The sequence below is a fragment of the Bradyrhizobium jicamae genome, assembly GCF_018130695.1.
Taxonomy (GTDB): domain Bacteria; phylum Pseudomonadota; class Alphaproteobacteria; order Rhizobiales; family Xanthobacteraceae; genus Bradyrhizobium; species Bradyrhizobium jicamae_B.
The window spans coordinates 132,102-157,517 of the sequence record NZ_JAFCJX010000014.1 but is presented as its reverse complement, the minus strand read 5'-3'; the positions used below and the strand labels follow the sequence as shown (position 1 = coordinate 157,517).

Genomic DNA, 25,416 nt, shown 5'->3' with positions numbered 1-25,416 from the left:
CCGGTCGCACTCACTTGCCGCCCATGCAGGCGGTCTCCGCCTCGGTATAGGCTTTCGTCTTGTCTTCGTGCTTGGCCGGCCGGACGCGCCCAACCGCGTCGTTGGCGCGGGCGCGCAGGTAGACATAGAGGTCATCCATGTAGCAGGCAACGTTCGGATTATCGCCAAACGCCGGCATCACGTTCTCCTGCGACGTCGAGACGTTCTTGCGTCCGCTGGCGACGACACCGAGGAAATCCGCGTAGCTCATCGTCTTCAACGAATTGGTCAGCGCCGGCGCATAGGTCGATCCCATCCCGTCGGGGCCGTGACAGACGTGGCACTCCGAATGATAGCGACGATATCCGGAATAGGTGTACCAGTCCGTGGTGCCGTCGGGCGTGACCTTGAACGTCGGGTTACCTTCCTTGTCGAGATATTTGCCGTCCTCCGACTTGACCGCGGTCGGATCACCCGCGTCTTCGGCGAAGGCAACTTTTCCCGTTGCCACGACCAAAACCGCGGCAGCAACAAACCAGATCTTACGCAAGAGCTCGTCCTCGTATTCGGTGGAAGTCGAACCGGCGCATGGAGATCACTCCACGCGCCGGCACGAGGTCACGTCATCTCACTGCGGCAGCGAGAACACGGTGAGTGTTCCACCGAGCGCGGTGTAGTTGCTCAGCGCGGCATAGCCACCGACGGCGCCGAGGCCGGCAGTCGGGTCGGTCAGGCCGGCCGCCAGACCGATGCCCGCCCAGCCGCCAACGCCGGAGAGGACGGCGACGTACTGCTTGCCGCCCTGCTCATAGGTGTTGACGTTGCCGATGATGCCGGACGGAGTCCTGAACTTGTAGAGCTCCTTGCCCGTCTTGGCATCGACAGCCTTCAGGTAGCCTTCGAGCGTGCCGTAGAACACCACGCCACCGGCGGTCGCGAGTGCACCCGACCAGACCGAGAACTGCTCCTTGTTCGACCAGACGATCTTGCCGGTCTTGCCGTCCCAGGCGATGAAGTTACCCATGTGGGTCTCGCCCGCCGGCGGATACATCGACAGCGTCGCGCCGACATAGGGCTGACCTGCCGTGTAGCTCACCTTGAACGGTTCGTAGTCCATGCAGACGTGGTTGGTCGGAACGTAGAACAGCTGCGTATCCGGCGAGTAGGCCGCCGGCTGCTGGTCCTTGCTGCCGAGCGCGGCCGGGCAGATGCCCTTGACGTTGACGTCTTCGCCGGCCTTGTCGGTCGACGCTGCGTCCAGAACCTTCGGACGACCATAGGTCGGCGAGCTCTTGTTCATGTCGACGCCGCTTGTCCAGTTGACCTTCGGATCATACTTCTCGGCGACCAGCAATTCGCCGGTGGCGCGATCGAGCGTATAGCCGAGGCCGTTACGATCGAAATGCGTCAGCAGCTTGCGCGGGGCGCCGTTGATCGTCTGATCGGACAGGATCATCTCGTTGACGCCGTCATAGTCCCATTCGTCATGGGGCGTCATCTGATAGACCCACTTGGCGACGCCGGTGTCCGGGTTACGTGCCCAGATCGTCATCGACCATTTGTTGTCGCCGGGACGCTGCTTCGGATTCCAGGTCGAGGGGTTGCCCGACCCGTAATAGACCAGGTTCAGTTCCGGATCGTAGGAGATCCAGCCCCAGGTCGCGCCGCCGCCGATCTTCCACTGATCGCCCTGCCAGGTCTTCAGGCTGGAGTCCTTGCCGATCGGCTTGCCGAGCTCGGTGGTCTTGTCGTCGACCAGAAGCTGGTCATCCGGACCGGTGGAGAAGCCGCGCCAGACCTGCTTGCCGGTCTTGATATCGTAGGCAGTCACGTGCGCCTGCACGCCGAACTCGCCGCCGGAGATACCGATCAGCACCTTGTCCTTGACCACGAGCGGTGCGGAGGTGCCGGTCGAACCCTTGCTGGGATCGCCGTTCTTCACCGACCACACGACCTGACCGGTCTTGGCATCGAGCGCGACCAGCGTGGTGTCGGCCTGGTGCAGGAAGATCTTGCCGTCACCATAGGCGACGCCGCGATTCACCGTGTCGCAGCACATCACCGGGATCACGTTCGGATCCTGCTTCGGCTCGTACTTCCAGATGATCTTGTTCTCCTGGGAAAGGTCAAGAGCATAGACCTTGTTCGGGAACGGGGTATGGACGTACATGACGTTGCCGATGATCAGCGGGCCACCCTCGTGGCCGCGCAGCACGCCGGTCGAAAACGTCCAGGCGACCTGCAACTTTCCGACGTTCGAGGCGTTGATCTGATTCAGCTTCGAATAGCGCGTATTGGCATAATCGCCGGCGGGCATCACCCAGTCCTTTGGATTGCCCGCCATCTTGTTGAGTTCGTCATTGGCATTGGCAGCTCCGGCGGCAAACGCCGCGATAGCCCCAAGACCAGTCGCGAATAGAACCTTGCGCATCGTGGATTCCTCCCAGTTTCAAGAGCTCAGGGTTTCCGTCAAAACGGCCCACTTTTCCATTTTGGTTCCCAAGTCGTATCCCGATCGGGACCGGGAAACTTGCCTAGAAGGGAAGAGGCGTTTGCTCAAAAGCGAACCAAAGCAAACTTTTTTCCTCGTCCGCCCCACGTCCATCGTCATGCTGCAGAGCATCAGCAGACCGCGACATCCGGGCCGGGGCCGTTGTGTCCTCCAAGGTTGTCCTTGACGGCGCTGAAAGTAAGTCGGAGGATTGCCAAAAGCCTGCCAGGAGGAACGCCGCTTCGCCCTCGACCATCCGCGAGAAGTCGAGGAAAAGCCGCATCATCCCGGTCCTGGACTTCGCGATAGGCAAGTGACGCTTAGGGGCTCGAATCGGTGGGATCGAATCGGTGGCTGGAAAGATGACGGATACAGTCCATTCGCTCAGCACGTCCGGATTGACGCCGAAGCGGCAGATTCAACGCTGGTCCGATGCGTTGACGGATCTGTGCGGCCAGTTCGAGATCGATCCGCTGGAAGGCTCGTCGCTCGAGGCGCGTGTCAATTACACGACCGTGTCGCGACTCAAGCTGTGCCAGATTGAAGTAAGCCAGCATCGCATCGCGCACACGATCTCGCGCATCAAGCTGAGCGAGCATCCCTACATCAAGATCGTGTTCCAGACCCACGGCGTTACTCATTTCGAGCAGGAAGGCCGTCACTTCGACATCCTGCCCGGCGATTGCCTGGCCTATGACGTGTCGCGTCCGCACACCATCACCAGCCCGGCCTTCACGCGTCATGAAGTCGTCATCGTGCCGAAGGACCTGCTCAAGGAGCGCGGCTTCCAGCTCGCCAAGATGGCGCCGTGCAAATTGTCGGCCCTCAACGGCACCGGCCGCATCGCCCACGACTTCGTGCATGCCGCGTTCGGCGAGGCGACGAAACTGTCGCCGCACAATGCGGTCGGCGTCGCCGATTCGCTGATCGATCTGCTGCTGCTGCCGCTGCGCGAGACCGGCGCGATGTTCGACCGCGGCAGCGCCGAGGCGACATACGTCCGCGCGCAAGGCTTCATCCGCGAGCACTTGCGCGATCCCGATCTCTGCATCGACGGGATCTCGGCGGCGCTAGGCTGCTCCAAGCGCTATCTGCACATGCTGTTCAGCGACCGCGGCATGACGGTCAGCGACTACATCTGGCGCGCCCGGCTGCAGCACTGCCGTCAGGAGCTGGAAAGTCAGACCGGCAAGACCATCACCGACGTCGCGTTCTCCTGGGGCTTCTCCAGCTCCTCGCATTTCAGCCGCGTATTCCGCAAGTATTTCGGCATTGCGCCGTCGGCCGTGCATAAGGGCCACTTCACCAACATGCCGGCGGACGTCGTCCTCGAATGACGCCCCTCGCCTCGCGGGATCGCGCGAGGCTTTCCAGCACCATGTTCTCCAGCATCAAAGCCTGGGCGCGCGATCTCAAGCGGGACAGCCACGCGATCTATCTCGCGGCCCGCGATCCGCGCGTGCCCTGGTACGCCAAGGCGCTGGCGGTTGCGGTCGCAGCCTACGCGCTGTCGCCGATCGACCTGATCCCGGATTTCATCCCTGTCGTCGGCTACATCGATGATCTGATCCTCGTTCCCCTCGGCATCTGGCTCGTCGTGCGGCTCGTTCCCGACGACGTGATGGCCGAATCCCGCGCCAAGGCCAGCGCAGCCGGACGGCGCCCGATCAGCCGCGCCGGGATGGTTGCGATTATCGCGCTCTGGATTTTTGGCGTCGCGGGACTGCTGTGGCTGATCGCGCGGCGCTTGGGCTGACTCTAGAACTTCGCCCTGATGCCGGCATAGGCGGCGAGCGGTGCGCCGGGGACAAAGGTCCGGGGATCGCTCAACTGCGCCATCAGGTTGGGGGCATTTCCGGCACTGGCGAAGCCGCCGGTCTCGTAGAAGGTGCCGCCGAGATAGTAGCGCTGGTTGAATACGTTGTTGATCAGGCCGAACAACTCGATGTTCTGGGTGACCTTGTAGGAGGTGTGCAGGTTCACGACGGTGTAAGCCGGCACCTTCGGACTCTGGTTGGTGTCGTCGTGAACAAGCCACTGGCTGCCGACGAAATTGAGGTCGCCGCCGATCTTCCAGGCATCGGTGACGTTGTACTCGACGCCCGCCTTGAAGCGATGCGCGGGGATGCCCGGGATGTGATCGCCCGGCTTGACGTTGATGAACTCAGTCCCGCTGACCGGGTCAACCTGGGCATTCGGATTGTTCGGCGAGGACAGCGTCTCGTAGCTCCGGTAGGTCGCATCGATGAAGGTGTAATTGGCGTAGGCGTTCCAGCGATCCCTGCGATATTCGAGCTTGGCCTCGATGCCTTGCCGCAGCGTCTGGCCGGCATTCTGGAAATAACCGAAATTGTTCACGCCGATCGGACTGACGACATGGATGATGTCGTCATCGGAGAGGGTCCGGAAGACACCCAGGCCCCAGGTCAGCAGGCCGCTCTTGACGTCCCGACCGAAGGTGCCGCGCAGACCGGCTTCGATAGTGTGCGACACCACCTGCTTGAGCGGCGGGTCGGCCACCAGGAAGCTGTCGATGATGCAGGGATGATTGGGGTCCGAGCATCCGAGCTCGAGCGGCGTCGGGGCACGGTTGGCCTCCGAGAAGCCGGCATAGGCCGTGACACCGGGCGTGAGCTTCAGGGTGCCGCCGAGCACCGGATTGAACCGCTGAAAGGTATGGCTGCTGTTGAGCAGCGGGGCCGTCCCGGTCTGGTCCTGCAGGGTGATCTGGGCGAAATTGAACCGCCCGCCGGCCGTCACCGAGAAGCGGTCGGTCACGTCGAATGTGTCGGTGGCGTAGACGCCGGTGTAGGTATTTTTCGCGCGCAGGTCGACCGCGCTGAGGCCCGAGTCCGGCTGATTGATGAAGACGCCGGTGCCGGTCACGAACAGGTCGTCACTGATCGTTCCGAGCTCGCTGGTCGCCGTAAACTTGGTGGACCCATGGTCGACGCTGGCGCCAAAGACGACATGGTTGTTGTGGCCGAACAACTGATCGGTGTTGGTGAACTGACCCGTGCCGCCGATCGTCTTGGTGTCGACCCTGTTGCGATCGAGCTCCCCGAGGATGGCATCCCCCAACGTGTTCGGGGTCGGCGGACCCGCCGCCGGACCACTGAGCGGAAGATCATTGCCGATACACAGGTTCACGCCGCCGTTGCAGGCATAGACGTCGGTGCCGTTGCCGTCAGTATGGGTTTGCGTGAAGCCGCGGAAATAGGCATTGCCCTGGAACGACCAGGTGTCGGAAAAACTGTGGCTCAGCGTCGCGTTGATGAACGCAAGCTGCAGAGACGTCGCCTGCGGCCAGGTATAGACGCTCGACCAGCGCTGATTCAGCATCTCGATCGGCGTGGCCGCGACATTGCCGAGAACATTGGTGGCCCCGGTGAAATTGATGTGGAATTCGGTCTGATCGTTGCGCGTTCCGATGTCCACATACATGCGATTGATGTGTGAGGAATTGGCGTAGTCGCGCCATCCCCGGTCGTAGGCCGATTCGAACGCCGCATAGGCCGAGACATTGTCCTTCTGGCCGCCGGCCTGCACGCTGCCCTGGACGCGGCCATAGGAGCCGCCGAACGCCTCGGCCTCGACGCCCTGATACGTGAAGCCGTTCTTCATCTGGATGCTGAGTGCGCCGCCGATGGCGTTGAGGCCGAAGATCGGACTGCTCGGGTACAACGTCACCCGGTCGATGGCTTTCTCCGGGATGAAATCCCAATTGACCACGTCACCCCAGGATTCGTTGATGCGCACACCATTCTGATAGACCGCGATACCCTGCGGTATTCCCTGGACCGGCGAGGCGACGAACCCGCGGTAATCGAGCGTGCGCTGGAATGGGTTGCCGGTCTGGTCGGTGAGCGTGACGCCGGGCATCTTCCGGACGACCGAGTCGAGGAAGTTGGTCGAATAGTTGCGGCTGAAATCGTCAGCCGTCATGACCGACGTGCTGGAGGGAACCTTGTCGCGCGCCAGCAAGCTCGGGTCGGCGACAACGGCCCCTGCGCCGGGAGCTTCCGATTCGACCGGCCCGCGCGCCCGCCGGGCGGACCGCGCGCCGGTCGCCGCCGCCCGCTTTGCGGGCCTGACGCTCCGCGGAGCCAACGGTGTTGGGGCCACGACCTCGACCGGCGGCAAGGTCACGGCCTCGCCCGATCCGCTCTGAGCGAATGCCGTGTCCTGCCCCATCAAAACGGTTGTCGCAATCGTTGCGACCACCACCCCACGCGCGCCCATCTGTCCCACCCAAGCATTCCGGCCGTTCGATCACCGGTTGGTGAATAGTAGGAAACAAACGACGCCGTGCGCTAGCCACAACAGTTCCCGAATCGGTCGGGAAAAAATCCCGACTGATTCTTGTGCACTACGCGCGCGCCGCGGTCGGAACGCGCGCTTCGACCGTCACACCATCGTCACCTGAGGCGATGCGGAGCGTGCCGCCGAGCGCGAGAATGCGCTCGCGCATGCCGGTCAACCCGAGGCCAAGCCTGTGGTCGGGCTGCAGGCCGCGGCCGTTGTCGCTGATCCGCACCAGCGCGCAGCCACGGCCGCCGCGCAGGCCCGTCGGCGGCTCGCCCGGCTCGATCGTGATGTCGACGGAGGTCGCACCGGCATGACGGAACACATTGGTGAGCGCCTCCTGCACGATCCGGTAGATCGTGAGGTCAGCGGTCTCCCCGGTGGGGCCGAGCGCATTCGAAATGCTGGTCTCGATGCTGACGTCAGGATGCGATTCGCCCCATAACCGCAAAAGGGCGCCGAGCGCTTCGCGCAAGCCCAGCTCCGCGAGACCCACCGGGCGCAACCGCTCGAGGATTCGGCGGTTGAACTGCTGCAGCGCGTTGACCTGCTCCAGGATGGCGCCGCCATGCTTGCGCAAGGCGCCGGGATCGGGGACGCCAGTCTCGGATAGCCGCATCAACGCGCCGGCGTGTGCGCGCAATGCGAACAAATACGGCCCGAACTCGTCATGCAGCTCGCGCGCGATCTCCTTGCGCTCGGAATCCTGCAGCGAGACGGTGCGCTCGGCGAGCTGCCGTTTGTCATCGACCGCCGCGCCCAGCGTCGCCGCCAGATGGTTCAGTTTGGAACAGATCGCGGCGAGCTCGGGCGCCCCGCCCGGCTCGACCCGCGCGTCATAAAGTCCCGCCTCGATATTGGTCATCGCCTGCGACAGCGCTTCGAGCGGCGACAGCGCCCGGCCGATCACCAGCATCGTGACCAGGAACAGGGCAACCGCGATCGCGGTGCCGACCTCGAGCTGGGTGACGATGCCGTCCCAGATTTCCGCCATCTCGTCGTCGGGATGGGAGGTGATCAGCAGCGACTGCGGTTGGCCGCGGACCGTGATCGGCACCCGGACCGAGGTCTGCTCGGGATGCACCATCGCGACGAACCAGGCCGGCGCGGCGCGCTCGTCCGTGGTCTCGCTGCGGCGCTCCGGCAGTTTTGCCGACGCGTCATCCTGCCGCGTGATGCTGACGTGACGCAGCCGGCTCAGGTCCTGCACCACCCGGTCGAGCCGCGCCTCCGGGTCCGGCGCGTCGTTGAGTCCGGCCACGATCGTCTCGATGAACTCGCGCGCCAGGCGGATCACGCTCTGGTCTTCGGCCTGGACGCGCGGTCCGGCCTCGATCACGAGGCGAGCGATATTGATGGCAAGTCCGAGCGCCAACACCAGCGCGAGCAGCAGGTTGATCCGTGCCCGCAAGGATAGTTTCTGCCACATTGTGCGTGTCCCCGACCGCGCTGCGTCATGATCTCCTCCTACCAGAGGATCGTTGACAGCCAAATTTGCGCGGCTATCTAATCGCAACGTACAGCAATCTCGCATGAGGTGCACAAGGCGCGCGGCGGTCATGACGCCGCCTCGTGCAGTAAAAATTCGATGGGACGGACGGCTGAAGTTGGGACAACCATGCGCATTCTGATCGTTGATGATCATCCCATCGTAGCATCGGGCTGCCGCACCGTGTTCGCCGACGAGGCGGCAATCGAGATTCTGGAAGCGGCCGACGCCGAGAGCGGCGAGCGCGCCTTCGCCGCCGAGAAGCCCGACATCTGCGTCATCGACATCAACCTGCCGACCGTCTCCGGCTTCGAACTGGCGCGGCGGATTCTCGCGCGCGACAGCGACGCACGCATCATCATGTTCAGCATGAACGACGATCCCGCGTTTGCCGCGCGCGCGATCGACATCGGGGCCAAGGGCTATGTCAGCAAGGCCGGCGATCCCAACGATCTCGTCGAGGCGGTCCGCGAAGTCGGCAAGGGCGGTGTCTATCTGCCGCCGGCGATCGCGCGCAGCGTCGCGTTCGCGCGGCCGACCTTTGCACAGAATCCGCTGTCGAAGCTGACCTCGCGCGAGATGGAGATCCTGCGCCTGCTCTCCTCCGGCAAGAGCCTGTCCGAGATCGCCTGGCTGGTGCACTCGTCCTACAAGACGGTCGCCAACACCTCATCGATCATGCGCCAGAAGCTCGGCGTACGTACCTCGGCCGAGCTGGTGCGGCTCGCCATCGAGAGCGGCGTCGCCTGACGCTTCGCCGCCAATCAACAATCACTCTTTCAGAGGCTCCGACCATGCAGACAGTTTCGCAGAACAAATCCTACGAGGGCATCCAGGGTGTCTATCGGCATCCGAGCCACGAGACCAAGACCGACATGACGTTTTCGGTGTTCGTGCCGGCGCACGCCGCGGGCGAGAAGCTGCCTGTCGTGTATTATCTGTCGGGGCTGACCTGCACCCACGCCAATGTGACGGAGAAGGGCGAGTTTCGCGCCGCCTGCGCCGAACTCGGCCTGATCTTCGTCGCGCCCGACACCAGCCCGCGCGGCGAAGGCGTGCCCGGCGATCCCGCCAATGCCTATGATTTCGGGCTTGGTGCCGGCTTCTATGTCGACGCCACGCAAGAGCCGTTCGCCAGGAACTATCGCATGTGGAGCTACGTCACGGAGGAACTGCCGAAGCTCGTCGCCGGGCAATTCCCCGTCGATACCAAGCGGCAGTCGATCCTCGGCCATTCCATGGGTGGCCATGGTGCGCTGACGGTGGCGCTGCGCCACCCCGATCGCTATCGCGCCGCGAGCGCGTTTGCGCCGATCGTGGCGCCCTCACAGGTGCCGTGGGGCAACAAGGCGCTGGGCGGCTATCTCGGCAGCGACAAGGCGACGTGGCGCAAGCATGATGCGGTCGCGCTGATCGAGGACGGCGCCAGATTTTCCGACCTGCTGGTCGACTATGGCGATGCCGACGGTTTTCTCACCGAGCAGCTGAAGCCCGAACTGCTGAAAGCAGCCTGCGACAAGGCGGAGATTCCCCTCACCCTGCGCCGTCAGGCCGGCTATGACCACAGCTACTACTTCATCTCGAGCTTCATGGCCGATCACCTGCGCTGGCACGCCGCACGGCTGAAGGATTGATCGCTGACGTTTTGAGCATGATCTCGTCGGAAAAACCGCTTCACACTTTTCCGGATCATGCTCGCTGGACTACTCCGGCTTCCCGTAGTTCGGCGCGAGCAGGCGGTTGCGGATGAGATAGCCGGTGGCGCGGGTCCAGGATTCGTCGGTGTTGCCGCGCATGTCCGCGCTCGCCATCGTGACCAGTCGCCCGGTATGAACGTCGCGCAGATAGAGGTTCACGTTGAGGATCAGGTTCGACACCTTCTGCACGACGCCGGTGATCAGGAGATCGGCCCCGAGGTCATTGGCGAGTTTCACATCGCAGCCGCCGCAGGCCTGCAAATTGCTGCCATGCGCCGCGGCATTGACCGGGGCGATGTCGAGCACCCTGAACTTGCCGGAATCGGCCAGTTGCGTGCGCACCTGATCGGCGGCGTGCGCGAGCCGCGCCTGCTCGTCCTTGCTCAGCCCGCTGACCTCGCCCTGCAGGCTGGTGTCGATGATTTCGAAATCGAACACCGCGAGCTTCGGCGGCTCGGCATGCGCCACGCCCGACATGATCAGCAACAACGCGGCGACCAGATATGACGCTCTCATGATTGTGAACCGATCGAGGGCTGTGACGTCGTGACGACAAAAAGCGGGGTTGCAAGCTAGGACAATTCGGTCATCTTGCAAGGCCAAGACGATACGCAAGAGAAGAGTTAAGGGTGGATTCATGTTCCGATGGTTGGCCGGCACGATCGCGCTTGGCATGGTTGCGAGCCAGGCGCTGGCAGCCGATCCGACCGAGATCCACATCGGCTATCTCGGCAAGGCGAGCGTCAAATCGAAGCTGTCGCTGGTCGAGCAGCCTGCCGACAATGACGGCGTGGCCGGCGCCAAGCTTGGGATCGAGGACAACAACACCACCGGCAAATTCCTCAACCAGCGCTTCACGCTCGACGAGATCAGGCTGAAGGACGGCGACGACGTCGTAAAGGCCGCCGACGAGCTCGCGGGCCGCGCGCCCTTCATCGTGACCAACCTGCCCGCGGACGAGACGCTGAAGGTCGCCGATCGCTTGCGCGATCGCGGCACGGTTCTGCTCAATGCGGGCGCGACCGACGACCGGCTGCGCGAGCAGGATTGCCGCGCCAATGTCATCCATGTCGCGCCGACCCGGACCATGCTGGCGGATGCGCTGGCGCAGTATCTGGTGTGGAAGCAGTGGAAGCGCTGGTTCCTGGTGTCGGGCTCGCACGACAACGACAAGCTGTTCGCCGATGCGCTCCGCCGCGCCGCGACACGGTTCGGCGCCAAGATCGTGCAGGAAAAGACCTTCGAGGACACCGGCGGCGCGCGGCGCACCGACAGCGGCGTCACGCTGATCCAGCGCCAGATGCCGGTGTTTACCCAGCAGATTCCGACCTACGACGTGCTGGTCGCCGCCGACGAGAGCGACGTGTTCGCAGCCTACCTGCCCTATCGCACCTGGGACCCCCGGCCGGTCGCGGGCTCGGCCGGCCTGGTGCCGACCAGCTGGGACGCCGCACAGGACCAATGGGGCGCGGTGCAGATGCAGAACCGCTTCCTGAAGCTGAACCAGCGCCGGATGACGGCGCTCGACATGCAGGCCTGGACCGCGACCCGAATGATCGGCGAGGCCACCTCACGCACCAACTCGGGCGACCCGAAGAAGGTGATCGACTTCATCAAGGGCCCGGACTTCTCGGTCGCCGCCTTCAAGGGAACGAAGTTGACATTGCGGGACTGGAACCTGCAGCTTCGCCAGCCGATCCTGCTGGTCGACGGCCGGATGGTCGTCTCGGTGTCGCCGCAGGAAGGTTTCCTGCACCAGGTCTCCGAGCTCGATACGCTGGGGCTCGACCGGCCTGAGACGAAATGCAAGCTGAAGTGAGGCACGTTGAAATGACGACCTGGAGATCGCGGATGCCGCCTCGGATCGTGCTTGCGGTCGCTGCTGCATGGTTTGCCGCCGCAAGCCCTGCCGCGGCCTACGTCGCCTATGTCTCGAACGAGAAGAGCAACACCGTCTCCGTGATCGACACCGAGAGCTGGACCGTGACCGCGACCATCAAGGTCGGCCAGCGGCCGCGCGGCATCGAGTTCACGCGTGACGGCAAATTCGTGATGGTCGCGGTCGGCGACGACGACACCATCCAGGTGATCGACGCCAAAACCCAGAAGATCGTCGACACCCTGCCCTCCGGCCCCGACCCCGAATTGTTCACCCAGGATGCCGCCGGCAAGATCATGTATGTTGCCAATGAGAACGACAACACGGTCACCGTCATCGATCTGGAGAAGCGCGCCCGGATCGGCGACGTCCAGGTCGGCGTCGAGCCCGAGGGCATGACGATCAGCCCCGACGGCAAGATCCTGATCAACACCTCCGAAACAACAAACATGGCGCATTTCATCGACACCGCGACGCGCCAGATCGTGGCCAATGTGCTGGTCGATGCGCGGCCGCGCTTCGCCGAATTCAAGCGCGACAGTTCGGAATTGTGGGTCTCCTCCGAGATCGGCGGCACGGTGTCGATCATCGATCCCGCCAAGCGCGAGGTGACCGGCAAGATCACCTTCGATATCCCGGGCCTGCGCCGCGAGGCGATCCAGCCGGTCGGCATCGGCATGACCAAGGACGGCAAGACCGCCTTCATCGCGCTCGGGCCCGCGAACCGCGTCGCCGTCGTCGACGCAACGAGCCACAAGGTGACAAAGTATCTGCTGGTCGGGCAGCGGGTCTGGCACATGGACTTCACGCCCGACGAAAAATATCTGCTGGTCACCAACGGCGTATCCAACGACGTCTCCGTGATCGACGTCGCCGCGCAGAAGGTGATCAAGACCATCCAGGTCGGCGAGCTGCCCTGGGGCATCACGATCGCAAACAAGCCATGACCGTGCAGCTATGACAGTGCCGGACGCCCATATCGTCAGCCAGACTGCGCCTGTTGCGGCGGCGCTGCCGGCGCTCGCGATCGGCCACGTCAGCCATTCCTACGGCCCGCGTCGCGCACTGATCGACGTCGACTTCTCCGTCGCGCCGGCGAGCTTCACCGCCCTGCTCGGCCTCAACGGCGCCGGCAAGAGCACGCTGTTCTCGCTGGTGACGCGGCTGTTCGGCATCCAGACCGGCCAGATCAGCATTTTCGGCCACGACATCTCGCGCGCCCCCGGTGAGGCGCTGCGGCTGCTTGGCGTCGTGTTCCAGCCGCGCACGCTCGACCTCGATCTGTCGCTGACGCAGAACCTGCTCTATCACGCAGCCCTGCACGGCATCTCGCGGCGCGAGGCGCGGCTGCGCAGCGCCGAGGTGCTCGACCGGATCAAGCTGTCCGACCGCGCCGGTAGCAAGGTGCGCGATCTCTCCGGCGGCCAGATGCGGCGGCTCGAGATCGCGCGTGCGCTGCTGCACCGGCCGCGGCTGTTGCTGCTGGATGAAGCGACCGTCGGCCTCGACGTCAAGGCGCGTGCCGACATCCTCGATCACGTCCGTCAGCTCGTCACCGAGCAGGGCATCGGCGTACTCTGGGCCACCCACCTGTTCGACGAGATCAAGCCGAGCGATGATCTCGTCGTGCTGCATCAGGGCAAGGTGCTGGCGAAGGGCCCGGTCTCGCGCGTCATGGCCGAAGCCGGCGCGCAGGACGTCAACACGACCTTCATGCGCCTGACCGGTGCTGCGACCATCGGAGGGACGCCAGCATGAGCGTGACCACCGCAAGCGAAGCCCGGCGCGGCTTTTCATTTTCCGAATACATCACCTGTCTCAACGGCATCGTCTGGCGCGAGGCGCTGCGCTTCCTGCATCAGCGCGAACGCTTCGTCTCCGCGCTGGTGCGGCCGCTGGTCTGGCTGTTCATCTTCGCCGCCGGCTTCCGCCAGGTGCTCGGCATCTCCATCATCCCGCCCTACGAGACCTACATCCTCTATGAGGTCTATATCGCGCCCGGGCTGATGGCGATGATCCAGCTGTTCAACGGCATGCAGTCCTCGCTCTCGATGGTCTATGACCGCGAGATGGGCAACATGCGCACGCTGCTGGTCAGCCCGCTGCCGCGCGGCTATCTGCTGTTCTGCAAGCTGCTGGCGGGCACCGCGGTCTCGCTGCTGCAGGTCTACGCTTTCCTGCTGATCGCCTGGTTCTGGGACATCGCCCCGCCGACCATCGGCTACCTCACGGTGCTGCCGGCGTTGATCCTGTCCGGCCTGATGCTCGGCGCGCTCGGCATGCTGATCTCGTCGGGGATCAAGCAGCTGGAGAACTTTGCCGGCGTGATGAACTTTGTGATCTTCCCGATGTTCTTTGCCTCATCGGCGCTCTATCCGCTGTGGCGCGTGCAGGAAGGCAGCCCGATGCTGTACTATGTCTGCGAGTTCAACCCGTTCACCCACGCGGTGGAGCTGATCAGGTTCGCGCTGTACGGCCAGTTGAACCTGGTCTCGCTGGCGGTGGTCGGCGGCTGCACGGCGGTCTTCATGATCGGGGCGATTTATGCTTACGATCCATCGCGCGGACTGGTTCGCCGCGGACCGGGCGGAGGCGAGACATGATGGGACGGATCACGATCGGTGTGCTGCTGGCCGCGACGCTGTGCGGTCAGGCCGCGCGCGCCGCCGACCCGCGTTATCCGGACTGGCCCTGCGCGCAGGCCAAGGTGCCCGAAATCTCGCTCGCCGCCGTCTGGGCCGGCCCACCGCTCGACGACGCCACCAACAAGTGGAAGGACAACGCCAAGGTCAGCGCGCTGGTGACCAAGCTCGCGGCGCGGCGCTTCCCGCTCGAGGAGGCCGAGAAGGATGTCGCCGAATTCCTGTCCGCTGCAGCGGCGGACAAGGCCTCCACCGGCAAGCTGCTGTTCGCCGGCCTGTTCGATACGCTCAATGCCCAGCGCTCGTCGGTCATGAACGGGCTGGAGCGCGTGATGCGCAAGCAGCGCGAGGCCGCAGAGAAGATCCGCGCCGACACGCTCGCCCTGCAGGCGCTGCAGGATGCCACGCCGCCGGATCAGAAGAAGGTCGACGAGCTCGGCAACAACCTGGTCTGGGAAACCCGGATCTTCGAAGACCGCAACCGCGTGGTCAAATTCGTCTGCGAAGTGCCGACCGCGATCGACCAGCGCCTGTTCGCGCTCGGCAGGACGATTCAGCAGGAAATGGACTAGCTTTATTTTTGACGCGTTTTCTTCACGCGAACCGGTATCCAGTTCGCTTGAGAACGCCATGCCTACGGCAAAAGATCGCGGCTCACGCAGCCGTGTTGCTGCGTCGCGCCGTTGCCGGAACCAATCGCCACGTGTGCCTGTTATCTCCGACTACCTCGTATTCGGGAGGCCTCGATGAGAGCAGGACAGCACATTTTGATGGGCATTGCGGCCTTGGGTCTGGTCAGTACGGCCGCGTTGGCCGAGCAAAACATGTCCGGAATGGTCACGCAGATTGACCGATTGAAGGGAACCATCACCATCCAGCAGATGCCGAGCGGCACGGTCGGCACGTCCGGCGGCGTGGTTCAGGAGTTCAAGGTCGGCAATGGGGGCATGCTTGAACCCATCCATGCCGGCGACAAGGTCAAGTTCTCCACCACCGAGAGCAGCGGCCGCCCGACCATCGACAAGATCGAGAAGCAGTAGCGACAAAAGCTTCGCCGCGTCGCAGACCCTAACCCCTCATCCTGAGGAGCCCGCTTGCGGGCGTCTCGAAGGATGCTGGCCGACTGTGGCCTCATGGTTCGAGACGCGCTTCGCGCTCCTCACCATGAGGGGTACCGTCACTTCTCCTCGCCCGCGTGCGGCTGTGGCTGCGCGTCGGCGAGCGGGAGGTTGGCCCATTCCCAGCCCTCGGTTCCGTCCGGGTACCAGGCGACATTGCGATAGCCGTAGGACAGCGCGCGCTTGGCGGCGTTCCACGACATCCAGCAATTCTCCTGGCAATAGATCACGACAAGCGCAGCCGTGTTGCCGCCGGTCGCATGCGCGAGCCCTTGCCGAAAATAATCCTCGGTGCCCGCCGCAAGCTTTCCGTAGCCCGTATCCGGAAGCCAGATGCTGCCGGGGATGTTGTGGCGCGGCTTGTCGCGCCAGACGGTGCCGGCGGGCAGATTGGCCGGCTTCGGCGCACGCGGCAGCACGTCGATGAAAACACCTGATTTCGCCCGCCAGATCGCTTCGGCATCTTCCGTGGTCAGCACGCGCGCACCGGCGAGCGTCGCCGGAACCGGCGCGCGATAATTCTCGGTGCGATAATCCGCGGGCTCGTCCGGCTTGTCTTGCGCGCAGGCCGGCATCGCGGCGACGAGCGCCACGACGAGCAAGCCTGCGCGAAGCGCGCTCATTGCGATTTGTTGGCCGCCTCCGCGCCGATCGGCCGGTTGTTCTCGTCGAGCAGCGGGACGCCAAAGTCGAGCAGGATCTTGTTGATCGCCGGCTGGTTCTCCTGGATCAGGCGATTGAGCTGACGCTTCCAGTTTTGGTCGGAGCCGCGCACGCCCATGCCGATGCGATAGACCAGCTTCGGCCCCGTGGTCTCCTTGACCAGCGGCGTCACATGCAGCGGCGGATTGGATGCCTTGGCGTAATAGCCGGCCATCGGCCCCCAGAGGATCGCAACATCGATCGCGCCTTTCGCGAGATCATCGACCATCGCCGCCGCGGATGAATCGTAACGCGTATCGATCATCAGCGGATAAGGTTTTGCGTTCGTCATCAGGCCGTTGATCGCCATGTTGGTCGCAGGCGGCGTGCCCGCGACGATGCCGATATGCTTGCCCTTCAGCCGCGCGTCCTCCAGCGTTTCGACGTCCTCGAGGCCGCTGCCTGATTTGACCACCATCGCATAGGCCGTGCGGTAATAGGGGTTGGTGCCCTGCACGAGTTCGTCGCCTTGCGGAAATCCCAGGATCACGTCGCAGCGATGCGCGCTCAGCGTCATCCGCACGAAGCCGGTCGCCTGCGGGAAATACATATAGTCGAGCCGCTTCTGCAGCTTCTCCGCTAAGAGCTCGCCGAGCTTGTTCTCGAACCCCTCGCCCTTGTCGTTGGAGAACGGCAGGTTTCGCGGATCGGCGCAGACGCGCAGCACTTTGGGATCGACCAGTTCGATCGAGAGATCGCCGCTGTCGTTGACCTGCGCGCGCGCTATATCCCTGCACGCCAACAGCGCGACCATCGCGGCGAGCGCGACCCAGACGCTGCGATGTTCTGACCTCGTCATACGGTCTCCTCTTGATCGGGCGGTTGTTCTGCATCCATAGATGGCTCGCGGCGGGATGATGCGCAACGATCCGAAGGACTCAGTTCGGTTTGTTGCGGCGCAAACCAGGAACATGCACACACGGGCGCGCCCGGCGATGCAACTGAGGCGAAAACATGGCTCATAGGGTCCTGGTCACCGCACTGCTGATGGTGTTGGCGGCGTGCACCATAGCCAAGGCCGAACAGGGCGAATTGCCTGTGAGCGAAGTCGCCCCGGGAATTTTCGTTCATGTCGGCGACGTCGCACTGATGACCCGCGACAATGAAGGCGCCATCGCCAATGTCGGCTTCGTGGTCGGCGACAGCGCGGTCGCGGTGATCGACAGCGGCGGCAGCGTCCGCGAGGGCCGTGAATTGCTGGCGGCGATCCGCCGCCGCACCGACAAGCCGATCCGCTATGTCATCAACACCCACGGCCATCCCGATCACAATTTTGGCAATGCGGCCTTCGTGGCTGAAGGCACGACCTTCGTCGGCCACAAGCGCCTGCCGCAAGCACTTGCCACCCGCGGGAAATTCTATCTCGACGGCTTTCGCGCCCCGATGGGCGAGGAGTTGATCGATGAGGTCAAGATCGTGCCGCCGACCCTGCTGGTCGAGGGCATCACGACGCTCGATCTCGGCGGCCGCGCCCTCACCCTGCGTGCCTGGCCGGTCGCGCACAGCGACAACGATCTCACCGTGTTCGACGAGACGACCAAGACGCTGTTCGCCGGCGATCTGGTGTTCCTCAGGCATATCCCCGTCGTCGACGGCAGCCTCAAGGGCTGGCTGCGCGCGCTCGACGAATTGCAGGCCACCCCCGCGCTGCGCGTGGTTCCCGGTCACGGTCCCGTGAGCGAATGGCCAGCAGCGTTGGCCGACGAGCGGCGTTATCTCGAGAGATTGGCGGCCGATATCCGTGGCATGATCGCACAGGGCAAGCCGATCTCGGCCGCGGCCGAGCGCGCGGCAGCCAGCGAGCGACCGCGCTGGCAAATGTTCGACGATTACAACGCCCGCAACGCGACTGCAGCATTTTCGGAATTGGAATGGGAATAGTTGCGGCAATGCCGTATACTTGCGCCGTTGCACAGGAGCGAACATGCGCAGGATGTCCTTAGCTCGCATCGCCGGCCTCGCCGCGCTTGTCTTGAGCACGCAGGTCGCGCCGGCTGCGGAAGGCTACGATCCCTGGCCCGGCCTGGTTCAGGACATCTTCAACAACCGTCCGATGAACGACGGCACGAACGTGATCGGCATCGAGATGCCCTCGCGTGCCGAGGATGCCGCGATCGTCCCGGTGACGCTGCGCACCAAGCTCTCGCCCGGTGATAACAGGCGGATCATTTCGATCACGCTGGTGATCGACCAGAATCCGGCGCCGATGGCCGCGAAATTCACGCTCGGCGCCGATGCCAATGTGAGCGAGATCGCCACCCGCGTGCGCGTCAACAACTACACCGATGTCCACGCCGTCGCCGAGCTCAGCGACGGCAAGCTCTATATGGTCAAGACCTATGTGAAGGCCTCGGGCGGCTGTTCGGCGCCGGCCGCCAAGAATGCCGAAGAAGCCAACAACCGGCTCGGCCAGATGCGCTACCGGCAGTTTGCCAAATCAGCCGAAGGCCCCGCGAGTGCTCTGCGTGAAGCCCAGATCATGATCGGCCATCCCAACAATTCGGGCTTGCAGATGGATCAGGTCACGCAGCTCTATATCCCGGCCTTCTTTGTCAACGAGCTGCGCCTGTGGCAGGACGACAGCCCGGTGCTGTCGATGGAGGGCGGGATCTCGATCTCCGAGGACCCCAACATCCGCTTCACCTATGTCTCCAACGGCGCCAAGCGCTTCCGCGCCGAAGCCAAGGACACCGGCGGCCACGTGTTCCAGCGCGAATGGAAGGCCGACGAATCCGGGAGTTAGCTCTCAGATCCTCATGGTGAGGAGCGCGAAGCGCGTCTCCGGACGATGCGCTGCATCGCCGGGCGAACCACGAGGCCCCGTCCGTGGCCTCCATCCTTCGAGACGCCCGCGTTGCGGGCTCCTCAGGATGAGGGGCTATGTTTGTGGCGCAACAGGACTAGAAGCACCTCACCTCCGCTTCGGCCTGCGCGCGGCGCAGATCGTTCAGCGCGTTTGAGGCCTGCTCGGAGGTACGGAACGGGCTGCCAAGATCGCTACGCACCTGCGACATGCTGAGCACCGTTTCGGCCGTGACGTAGCGCTCATAAGGAATGAGCGAGGCGACCACATCGATCGAGCAGGAACATTGCATGATCGACTGCCGGGAGTCGCCATTGGCCTTCATGCAGCCGAACACATATTCGGCCCGCGCCGAGGTCGGATAGTCATTGAACTCCTGGGCCCGTGCGGCTACGCCCGTCGCGACAAACGCGACCAGGGCGGCGACAATCGGTCCTACCAGTCCTGCTCGTGCCATGGTCCTGCTTCCTCTTCTCTTCCGAGAAGCTATGCTATGGGTGCGCTCGAGAAAAGCAAACATTTGGGGAAGTGGCTCAAGGGACGATGACGGGTTTTGTTCGCACCTGGCTCGCGGCGGCTGTCCTGGTGGCCGCGCAGATCGCAACCTCCTGCGGCGCGGAGACGATTCGCATTGCCTCGCAGAAAACGGGAACGCTGGCCTGGGAGCTGGCCGTGATCCGTGCCCACGGCCTTGATAAAAAGGCCAACCTCACCGTCGACGTCGTCGAGCTCGCAAGCCCGGAGGCCGGCAAGATCGCGCTGCGCGCCGGCAATGCCGACATCATGGTGTCAGACTGGCCGTTCGTGGCGCGCGAGCGCACGCTCGGCGCCAAGCTGCAATTCTATCCCTATTCGAGCGCGCTCGGCGCCGTGATGGTGCCGGCCTCCTCTCCGATGAAGAGCCTCGCCGACCTCAAGGGGCGCAAGCTCGCGGTCGCGGGCGGCGCGATCGACAAGAGCTGGCTGTTGCTGCAGGCCGCGATGAAGCAGGACGGCATCGACCTGAAATCGGCTGCCGACGTCGTCTACGGCGCGCCGCCGCTGCTCGCCGCCAAGACGCTCGGCGGCGAGATGGATGCGATGCTCAACTACTGGAATTTCTGCGCAGCCCTCGAGGCCAAGGGCTTTCGCCGTCTCGCCGACATGGAGGACATCCTGAAGCGACTCGGCGCCAAGGGCCGCATCGCCATGGTCGGCTACGTCTTCGACGAGGCCTGGGCCAAGGCAAATCCGGACACGGTGGCGCGCTTCATCGCAATGACCCGCGAGGCCAAGCAGATCCTCACGACCTCGGACGCCGAGTGGGAAAGCATTGCGCCGCTCACCGGCGCGCAGGACGCCGCAACGCTGCGCGCCTATCGCGACCGCTACCGCGAGGGCATTCCGCGCCGGACCATTGCGGATGAGGAGGCCGACGCAAAACTGCTCTATCGCGTGCTGGCGCAGATCGGCGGACGCGAGCTGGTGGGATCCGCGACCGAGCTCGATCCCGGCACTTTCTATCACGCGATCCCCGGAGACTGAGGTGCTGCGTCTCGTCTCCTTCGCTCTGTTCATCGCGACCTGGTGGATCGGCTCGCTCCTGATCGGCGATGCCAAGCTGCCGGCGCCGCCGGCGGTGCTGGCGGCGATGGTCACGGAGGCGAAATCCGGCGCACTGTTCCTCAATCTCGGCGCGACGCTGGCCCGCGTCGCGCTCGCCTTCGTGCTGGCAATGGCGCTGGGCTCGGCGATCGGCTACCTGATGGGCCGGGTGCGGCTCGCCAACCGGCTCGGCGATCCCTGGCTGATCCTGCTGCTCAATCTGCCGGCGCTGGTGGTCATCGTGCTCGCCTATATCTGGGCCGGCCTCACCGAAGTCGCCGCGATCGCGGCGATTGCGATCAACAAGCTGCCGACCGCCGTCGTGACGCTGCGCGAAGGCGCCCGCGCGCTCGATCCAGCGCTCGACGAGATGGCGACGGTGTTTGCGATCCCGCGTGGCCGCGCCTTCCGCCACGTCGTGCTGCCGCAGCTGGCCCCTTACATCGCCGCTGCCGCGCGATCGGGCCTGTCGCTGGTGTGGAAGATCGTGCTGGTGGCCGAGCTGCTGGGACGCCCGAACGGCGTCGGCTTCGAGATCGGCGTCGCCTTCCAGCTGTTCGATATTCCTCTCTTGCTCGCCTATTCCCTGAGCTTCGCCGCCGTCGTGCTCGTGATCGAGACCGCGCTGGTGCAGCCGTTCGAACTTCGCGTATCGCGGTGGCGGCCCCGTGCAGCTTGAGGTCGATATCACCGGAAAGCACTTCGAGAACGCGGCCGGCGAACGCCACGACGTGCTGGCCCACATCAAGTTCTCGCTCCACGCCGGCGAAGTCGGCGTGTTCGTTGGCCCCTCCGGCTGCGGCAAGAGCACGATGCTCAAGATCCTGGCGGGGCTCGATCGTGACTATCAGGGCCGCGTCTCCCACCCGGCCGCGGGCCGGCTCGGCATGGTGTTCCAGGAGCCGCGGCTGCTGCCCTGGCGGTCGGTCGAGGACAATGTCCGGCTCGCCGCGCCCGATGTCGACGAGGCGCGGCTGGCCGAGCTGTTCGCGGTGCTCGAGCTGAGCGCGCATCGCAGCCATTTCCCCGGCGAGCTGTCGCTCGGCCTTGCCCGCCGTGTCGCACTCGCCCGTGCGTTTGCGATCGAGCCGGATTTCCTGATTCTCGACGAGCCGCTGGCCTCGCTCGACGACGCGCTGGCCGCGCGGCTGCGCGAGGAGATCGCAACGCTGGTCGGCGGCCGCACCATGATCACGCTGCTGGTCACCCACAATCTGGACGACGCCGTCAGGCTCGGCGACCGCTTGTTCCTGATGTCGGCACGGCCGGCCCGAATCGTCGCCGAACTGCCGATTTCAATGCCGCGCAGCGCGCGCGGAGTTGCCGAGATCACGGCGATCAAGGCCGCCATTCTGCGGCGGACCAACGGTGAACGCTCCGAGCAGGATGTCTCATAGGCGACGTCGAACCCGCGTGGTAAGAAGCCGTCGGCGGAGTTGACCATGAAACGGACGATCCGGACGGTAGCGCTCGGCCTCACACTTGTCGCGAGCACGGCGACCGCGCAGGACATGATGCGCGACGTCAACCTGTCGTCGCCGGACATGGTGATGGCCGAAATGACCCGGCAAGACGTCGAGGCGATGCTGGCCAGGGCAACGGCCACGGCGCCCGCCGATTTCACGGCAAAGCGATTATCCGGCCTCGACCTGTCGGGCCTCGACCTGAGCAATGCCGTTTTCCGCGCAGCACGGCTCAACAAGACCAGGCTTGCCGGCGCGAAGCTCGAGGGTGCGGTGCTCGACCAGGCATGGCTGCTCGCGGCGGATCTGACAGGCGCCAATCTGAAACGTGCCAACATGTTTGCAGCCCAGATGGTGGGCGCCCGTCTCGACGGCGCCGATCTGTCGGGAGCGCGCATTGCCGCCGACCTGACCGGCGCAAGCCTCGTCGGCGCCTCGATCGCGGGCGCGCGACTGGGCGCCGACATGCGCAACCAGTCGATGGGCCTGATGCGTGCGGTGCTGAAATCCGCCAATTTGGAACGGCTGAACGCAAGCGGTGCGGATCTGTCGCGCGTCGATCTCGAATTTGCGTCCATGAAGGGCGCCGACCTGACCGGCGCCTCGCTCAAGGGCGCCCAGCTCGGCGGTGCCGACTTGACCGGCGTCACGCTGATCGACACGGATTTCGACGGCGCCGACCTGGCATCAGCGAAATTGATCGCGCCGGTCGGCCTCGACCGGGCGAGAAATTTCGACATGGCGAAGAACCGCGACCGTCTGATAAAGCAATGACGGCGCTGCAGGGAGGATGGCTGATGCGTTGGATGGTGGTCTCGATTGCGCTGTTGGTGGCGGGGACTTGCGAGGTTGCGGCGCAAGCCAAGGGCAAGGGCATCCGCCTGTGGAATCTGACGACGGCGACGATCACGGGCTTCCAGCTGTCTCCCGTCGGCAAAAATGAATGGGGCGCCAACCAGACCCTGAACGACAAGGACAAGGAAGTCGACCACGACGAGCGGCTGCGCATCACGGGCGTCGAGCCCGGCCGTTACGATGCCAGGGTCAGCTATGCCGGCGCGAAGCAATGCATCGTCCGCGACGTCGAGATCAAGGCGGACGCGGTGTTCTCGGTGGCCGACAAGGACCTCAAGGACTGCACCAAGTAGGCTCAGCCGGTCTTCGCGGCGTCGCCCGCATCGGCCTTGTCGTTGGTGTGCGGATATTCGCAGCGCCACTTCACCGCGGTCCATTTCGGATGCTCGCCGACCCATTGCGCGATGTAGGGCTGGGCGGCCATCGTGCATTGCTGCAGCGAGCCCTTCCAGTCGAACACCAGATGCTGCTCTTCGCAGGTGGTCGGCGACGCCACGGCACAGACAGTGATGATCAGGTCGATCGGGTTCATGCCAAAAGTCCTTGGAAGGCGCGGTCAATTCAGCAGTTAACACCCCAAAATACGTAATCTGCAATCGCGGGTTTCACACCGCCGTGACAAACCGGCGGAACTTCGCCCGGTCTAGAAATTCACGCCAAACACCAGCCGCGCCTGATGGCGCTCGAAATTGACGAGGTCGAGCGAGGCGCCGGTTCCGGCTGGTTGGCCCCAAACCTGGACGCCCCAGCTCGCGGTCAACCGCGACTTCATCGAGATCTGCCAATAGGCGGTCGGGCCGATGAACAGGGCCTGCCCCGACAAGGCGTCGAGGCCGATCCCGTCATACTTGCGGAAATAGCGCGCCTCGCCGCCGATCAGGATGTTCGGGCGAACCTTCGCCATCAGCGCGAACGCCGCGCCAACCGTCGCCTCCTGCTCGGCCGAGCCGGTCTGCGGCATCCGCGTCCATTCCGGCTCATAGCTGAGATTGATCGCACCGATCATGAAGTTCGGAATCACCTCGCGATCGATCGCAAGCGTGAATTCGGTGCCATAGCTGCGGATCACCGCAGCCGTCGTCTCATCGACGCGATCGGCATGCGTCTCCATCGCAAGCGTCAGGCCGAAGGGAGCCTTCTCGCGATCCAGCAAACGATAGCGGAAGTCGATCGCGACGCTTTGCCAGGCCAGTGACCGTCGATCATCGAAACCCGGCACGCCCGCAATGTCATACGCGGCGAACGCCGTGCTCATCTCGATGCGGAAGTTTTCCTTCGGCACGAATTCCAGCTCGAGCTCCTGGTTGACGGCGCGATAGCGGCCGGCGTCCTTGCTGAAGCGTCCCGTGGTCTGGCTCTGGAATTCACGCTCACCGACTTCGCCGACGTCGGAGCCGATCATGAAGCCGAAGATGTGCTCGGTATCGAAACCTTCGGCCTGCGCGGCCAGCGGCAGCAGCGCGGAAAAGCCCGCGGCGACGAGTGATGTGCGAAGTGATTTGCCCCAAGCCATCGCACGATTGAAGCGGCAAAGCCGCGTCCGTTCAAGTCCGCGCGCGAGCCCGATCGAACGAGCGAAAACAGCACGGCCTGCCACAACCCGATGCAGCAAGCTGCACGAGATGGACAGGCCGCTTTGGCTTACTTGCGCGCTGCGCAGGCGTACATGTTGATTTCCATGCCCACCGGCACTTCGACGATCTTCGGAGTTTTCCAGGTCATTCGGGTGCTCCCAAGGTAAGTTTGGCGCGAAACCCGCACCGGGCGGGAAGCTAGGACCGCATCCGGCCTCACGCAAGTACCGGTGGCCGAGGCCGACTTCACTACTGGACAGGCGCTCCCGCAGGGCTGTTCCTCGCCTCAAGCGGGATTCGACGGGGTCGGGAAATCCGACCCTTGTTCCATCTGATGTTTTCCGCGCCGAGCGAGCCGCGGGCAGGACAATCGTCAATCCGCCCGCCCCCGCGTCTTGTCCAGGAGTGAAATCGTAACTTTTTTTGTCATTACCGCAGTAAACGCAACAGAGCCTGACCGGCACGGGTCTTCAGCTCCTTCGCATCGAGGGTTCCGTCGTTGTCGGGGTTGGCGGCCTTGAAGCGCGCCTCGACCACGGCGAGGTATTCGTCGAGCGTCAGCGTGCCGTCCTTGTCCGGGTCGGCCATCTTCAACTCCTTTGCCGTCAGCCTGCCCCTGAGCTCGCGGATATCGAGCGTGCCGTCGCGATCGGGATCGAGCTTGGCGAACAGCGCAGCGGCTGCCCGCTTGGCCTCCATCAGATCGACCGTCCCGTCATTGTCAGGATCGAGCATCTTGAGCGCATCGCCACCACGGCCCGCGGCAAGCGCCGGCCCCGCCATCACCGCGAAGGCCAGCATCACAGCAATCGATCGACGTGACATCATCTTTGCT

Annotated in this window: 30 protein-coding genes; 18 read left to right on the top strand and 12 right to left on the bottom strand. The window is 64.1% G+C overall.

The features are described 5' to 3' along the window. Positions 1–10 precede the first annotated feature (10 nt). Positions 11–529: a c-type cytochrome, methanol metabolism-related gene (locus JQ604_RS21685; protein ID WP_283818020.1), complete on the bottom strand. Its 519-nt coding sequence runs from the start codon at positions 527–529 to the stop codon at positions 11–13. A 78-nt stretch (positions 530–607) separates the two neighbouring features. Further along, complete coding sequence (gene xoxF5 / locus JQ604_RS21680) at positions 608–2,410, bottom strand: lanthanide-dependent methanol dehydrogenase XoxF5 (RefSeq protein ID WP_212361303.1); 1,803 nt, start codon at positions 2,408–2,410, stop codon at positions 608–610. Positions 2,411–2,832: 422 nt separating this feature from the next. Here xoxF5 and JQ604_RS21675 point away from each other — a divergent pair, with 422 nt between their 5' ends. Both JQ604_RS21675 and JQ604_RS21670 read left to right on the top strand, forming a co-directional pair. After that, positions 2,833–3,807, top strand: a complete 975-nt coding sequence (locus JQ604_RS21675; RefSeq protein ID WP_212361299.1) for a helix-turn-helix domain-containing protein — start codon at positions 2,833–2,835, stop codon at positions 3,805–3,807. Between the two features lie 41 nt (positions 3,808–3,848). Next, positions 3,849–4,226 (top strand): YkvA family protein, encoded by a 378-nt coding sequence (locus tag JQ604_RS21670; RefSeq protein ID WP_212361296.1) that lies wholly within the window; start codon positions 3,849–3,851, stop codon positions 4,224–4,226. Between the two features lie 2 nt (positions 4,227–4,228). On the opposite strand, the gene JQ604_RS21665 is transcribed toward JQ604_RS21670, so the two are convergent. Further along, entirely contained in the window at positions 4,229–6,415 is a 2,187-nt protein-coding gene (locus JQ604_RS21665; protein ID WP_212361292.1) for a TonB-dependent receptor, read from the bottom strand. A 22-nt stretch (positions 6,416–6,437) separates the two neighbouring features. Between JQ604_RS21665 and JQ604_RS21660 the strand changes: the two genes are divergently transcribed. After that, positions 6,438–6,641, top strand: a complete 204-nt coding sequence (locus JQ604_RS21660; RefSeq protein ID WP_212361289.1) for a hypothetical protein — start codon at positions 6,438–6,440, stop codon at positions 6,639–6,641. A 198-nt stretch (positions 6,642–6,839) separates the two neighbouring features. Here JQ604_RS21660 and JQ604_RS21655 read toward each other — a convergent pair whose 3' ends face one another. Next, a complete protein-coding gene (locus JQ604_RS21655) occupies positions 6,840–8,204 on the bottom strand; it encodes a histidine kinase (RefSeq protein ID WP_212361286.1) in 1,365 nt (454 codons plus the stop codon). A gap of 189 nt (positions 8,205–8,393) precedes the next feature. Between JQ604_RS21655 and JQ604_RS21650 the strand changes: the two genes are divergently transcribed. Together JQ604_RS21650 and fghA are read left to right on the top strand one after the other, a co-directional pair. After that, on the top strand, positions 8,394–9,014 hold the full coding sequence (locus JQ604_RS21650; RefSeq protein ID WP_212361282.1) for a response regulator: 621 nt from the start codon (positions 8,394–8,396) through the stop codon (positions 9,012–9,014). A 44-nt stretch (positions 9,015–9,058) separates the two neighbouring features. Further along, on the top strand, positions 9,059–9,898 hold the full coding sequence (gene fghA / locus JQ604_RS21645; RefSeq protein ID WP_212361279.1) for an S-formylglutathione hydrolase: 840 nt from the start codon (positions 9,059–9,061) through the stop codon (positions 9,896–9,898). Between the two features lie 69 nt (positions 9,899–9,967). Here fghA and JQ604_RS21640 read toward each other — a convergent pair whose 3' ends face one another. Beyond that, on the bottom strand, positions 9,968–10,477 hold the full coding sequence (locus JQ604_RS21640; RefSeq protein WP_212361276.1) for a DUF3280 domain-containing protein: 510 nt from the start codon (positions 10,475–10,477) through the stop codon (positions 9,968–9,970). 121 nt (positions 10,478–10,598) lie between these two features. Between JQ604_RS21640 and JQ604_RS21635 the strand changes: the two genes are divergently transcribed. The 6 genes from JQ604_RS21635 (at position 10,599) to JQ604_RS21610 (ending at position 15,522) form a co-directional block, all read left to right on the top strand. Next, positions 10,599–11,780 carry an ABC transporter substrate-binding protein gene (locus JQ604_RS21635; RefSeq protein WP_212361273.1) on the top strand — a complete coding sequence of 394 codons (1,182 nt, stop codon included), beginning with the start codon at positions 10,599–10,601 and terminating at the stop codon, positions 11,778–11,780. Positions 11,781–11,812: 32 nt separating this feature from the next. Next, complete coding sequence (locus JQ604_RS21630) at positions 11,813–12,787, top strand: YVTN family beta-propeller repeat protein (RefSeq protein WP_212361268.1); 975 nt, start codon at positions 11,813–11,815, stop codon at positions 12,785–12,787. 10 nt (positions 12,788–12,797) lie between these two features. Beyond that, entirely contained in the window at positions 12,798–13,598 is an 801-nt protein-coding gene (locus JQ604_RS21625) for an ABC transporter ATP-binding protein (RefSeq protein WP_212361265.1), read from the top strand. Next, a complete protein-coding gene (locus tag JQ604_RS21620; RefSeq protein ID WP_212361261.1) occupies positions 13,595–14,443 on the top strand; it encodes an ABC transporter permease in 849 nt (282 codons plus the stop codon). The genes JQ604_RS21625 and JQ604_RS21620 overlap by 4 nt, the downstream gene beginning before the upstream one ends. Beyond that, positions 14,440–15,054, top strand: a complete 615-nt coding sequence (locus tag JQ604_RS21615; RefSeq protein WP_212361258.1) for a hypothetical protein — start codon at positions 14,440–14,442, stop codon at positions 15,052–15,054. Before JQ604_RS21620 ends, JQ604_RS21615 begins: the two co-directional genes overlap by 4 nt. A 198-nt stretch (positions 15,055–15,252) precedes the next feature. Continuing rightward, entirely contained in the window at positions 15,253–15,522 is a 270-nt protein-coding gene (locus JQ604_RS21610) for a copper-binding protein (RefSeq protein ID WP_249158543.1), read from the top strand. Between the two features lie 137 nt (positions 15,523–15,659). Here JQ604_RS21610 and JQ604_RS21605 read toward each other — a convergent pair whose 3' ends face one another. Together JQ604_RS21605 and JQ604_RS21600 are read right to left on the bottom strand one after the other, a co-directional pair. Further along, positions 15,660–16,223, bottom strand: coding sequence for a PQQ-dependent catabolism-associated CXXCW motif protein (locus JQ604_RS21605; protein WP_212361250.1), 564 nt, complete (start codon positions 16,221–16,223; stop codon positions 15,660–15,662). After that, positions 16,220–17,101: a substrate-binding domain-containing protein gene (locus JQ604_RS21600; RefSeq protein ID WP_212361247.1), complete on the bottom strand. Its 882-nt coding sequence runs from the start codon at positions 17,099–17,101 to the stop codon at positions 16,220–16,222. Before JQ604_RS21600 ends, JQ604_RS21605 begins: the two co-directional genes overlap by 4 nt. A 155-nt stretch (positions 17,102–17,256) precedes the next feature. Between JQ604_RS21600 and JQ604_RS21595 the strand changes: the two genes are divergently transcribed. Together JQ604_RS21595 and JQ604_RS21590 are read left to right on the top strand one after the other, a co-directional pair. Continuing rightward, entirely contained in the window at positions 17,257–18,183 is a 927-nt protein-coding gene (locus JQ604_RS21595) for a quinoprotein relay system zinc metallohydrolase 2 (protein ID WP_212361243.1), read from the top strand. A 52-nt stretch (positions 18,184–18,235) separates the two neighbouring features. After that, complete coding sequence (locus JQ604_RS21590; protein ID WP_249158555.1) at positions 18,236–19,045, top strand: quinoprotein dehydrogenase-associated SoxYZ-like carrier; 810 nt, start codon at positions 18,236–18,238, stop codon at positions 19,043–19,045. A 157-nt stretch (positions 19,046–19,202) separates the two neighbouring features. Here JQ604_RS21590 and JQ604_RS21585 read toward each other — a convergent pair whose 3' ends face one another. Next, positions 19,203–19,562, bottom strand: coding sequence for a hypothetical protein (locus tag JQ604_RS21585; RefSeq protein ID WP_212361237.1), 360 nt, complete (start codon positions 19,560–19,562; stop codon positions 19,203–19,205). Positions 19,563–19,648: 86 nt separating this feature from the next. On the opposite strand from JQ604_RS21585, the gene JQ604_RS21580 reads away from it, so the two are divergent. The 5 genes from JQ604_RS21580 to JQ604_RS21560 are packed head-to-tail and all read left to right on the top strand — an operon-like array spanning position 19,649 to position 23,300. Beyond that, complete coding sequence (locus JQ604_RS21580; protein WP_212361234.1) at positions 19,649–20,629, top strand: ABC transporter substrate-binding protein; 981 nt, start codon at positions 19,649–19,651, stop codon at positions 20,627–20,629. Position 20,630: 1 nt separating this feature from the next. Then, positions 20,631–21,368 (top strand): ABC transporter permease, encoded by a 738-nt coding sequence (locus JQ604_RS21575; protein WP_212361230.1) that lies wholly within the window; start codon positions 20,631–20,633, stop codon positions 21,366–21,368. Then, a complete protein-coding gene (locus JQ604_RS21570) occupies positions 21,358–22,086 on the top strand; it encodes an ABC transporter ATP-binding protein (RefSeq protein ID WP_212361227.1) in 729 nt (242 codons plus the stop codon). Before JQ604_RS21575 ends, JQ604_RS21570 begins: the two co-directional genes overlap by 11 nt. 45 nt (positions 22,087–22,131) lie before the next feature. Then, positions 22,132–22,926 carry a pentapeptide repeat-containing protein gene (locus JQ604_RS21565; protein ID WP_212361223.1) on the top strand — a complete coding sequence of 265 codons (795 nt, stop codon included), beginning with the start codon at positions 22,132–22,134 and terminating at the stop codon, positions 22,924–22,926. Between the two features lie 23 nt (positions 22,927–22,949). Then, positions 22,950–23,300, top strand: coding sequence for a hypothetical protein (locus JQ604_RS21560; RefSeq protein ID WP_212361218.1), 351 nt, complete (start codon positions 22,950–22,952; stop codon positions 23,298–23,300). A 2-nt stretch (positions 23,301–23,302) separates the two neighbouring features. Here the strand turns inward: JQ604_RS21560 and JQ604_RS21555 are convergent, their stop codons facing one another. From JQ604_RS21555 to JQ604_RS21540, 4 genes are all read right to left on the bottom strand, one after another. After that, positions 23,303–23,539, bottom strand: coding sequence for a hypothetical protein (locus JQ604_RS21555; protein WP_212361215.1), 237 nt, complete (start codon positions 23,537–23,539; stop codon positions 23,303–23,305). Positions 23,540–23,650: 111 nt separating this feature from the next. Then, positions 23,651–24,520, bottom strand: coding sequence for a hypothetical protein (locus JQ604_RS21550; protein ID WP_212361211.1), 870 nt, complete (start codon positions 24,518–24,520; stop codon positions 23,651–23,653). 128 nt (positions 24,521–24,648) lie between these two features. Beyond that, positions 24,649–24,729 (bottom strand): pyrroloquinoline quinone precursor peptide PqqA, encoded by an 81-nt coding sequence (gene pqqA / locus JQ604_RS21545; RefSeq protein ID WP_035721241.1) that lies wholly within the window; start codon positions 24,727–24,729, stop codon positions 24,649–24,651. Positions 24,730–25,010: 281 nt separating this feature from the next. Next, positions 25,011–25,409 carry an EF-hand domain-containing protein gene (locus JQ604_RS21540; protein WP_212361206.1) on the bottom strand — a complete coding sequence of 133 codons (399 nt, stop codon included), beginning with the start codon at positions 25,407–25,409 and terminating at the stop codon, positions 25,011–25,013. Between the last annotated feature and the right edge of the window lie 7 nt (positions 25,410–25,416).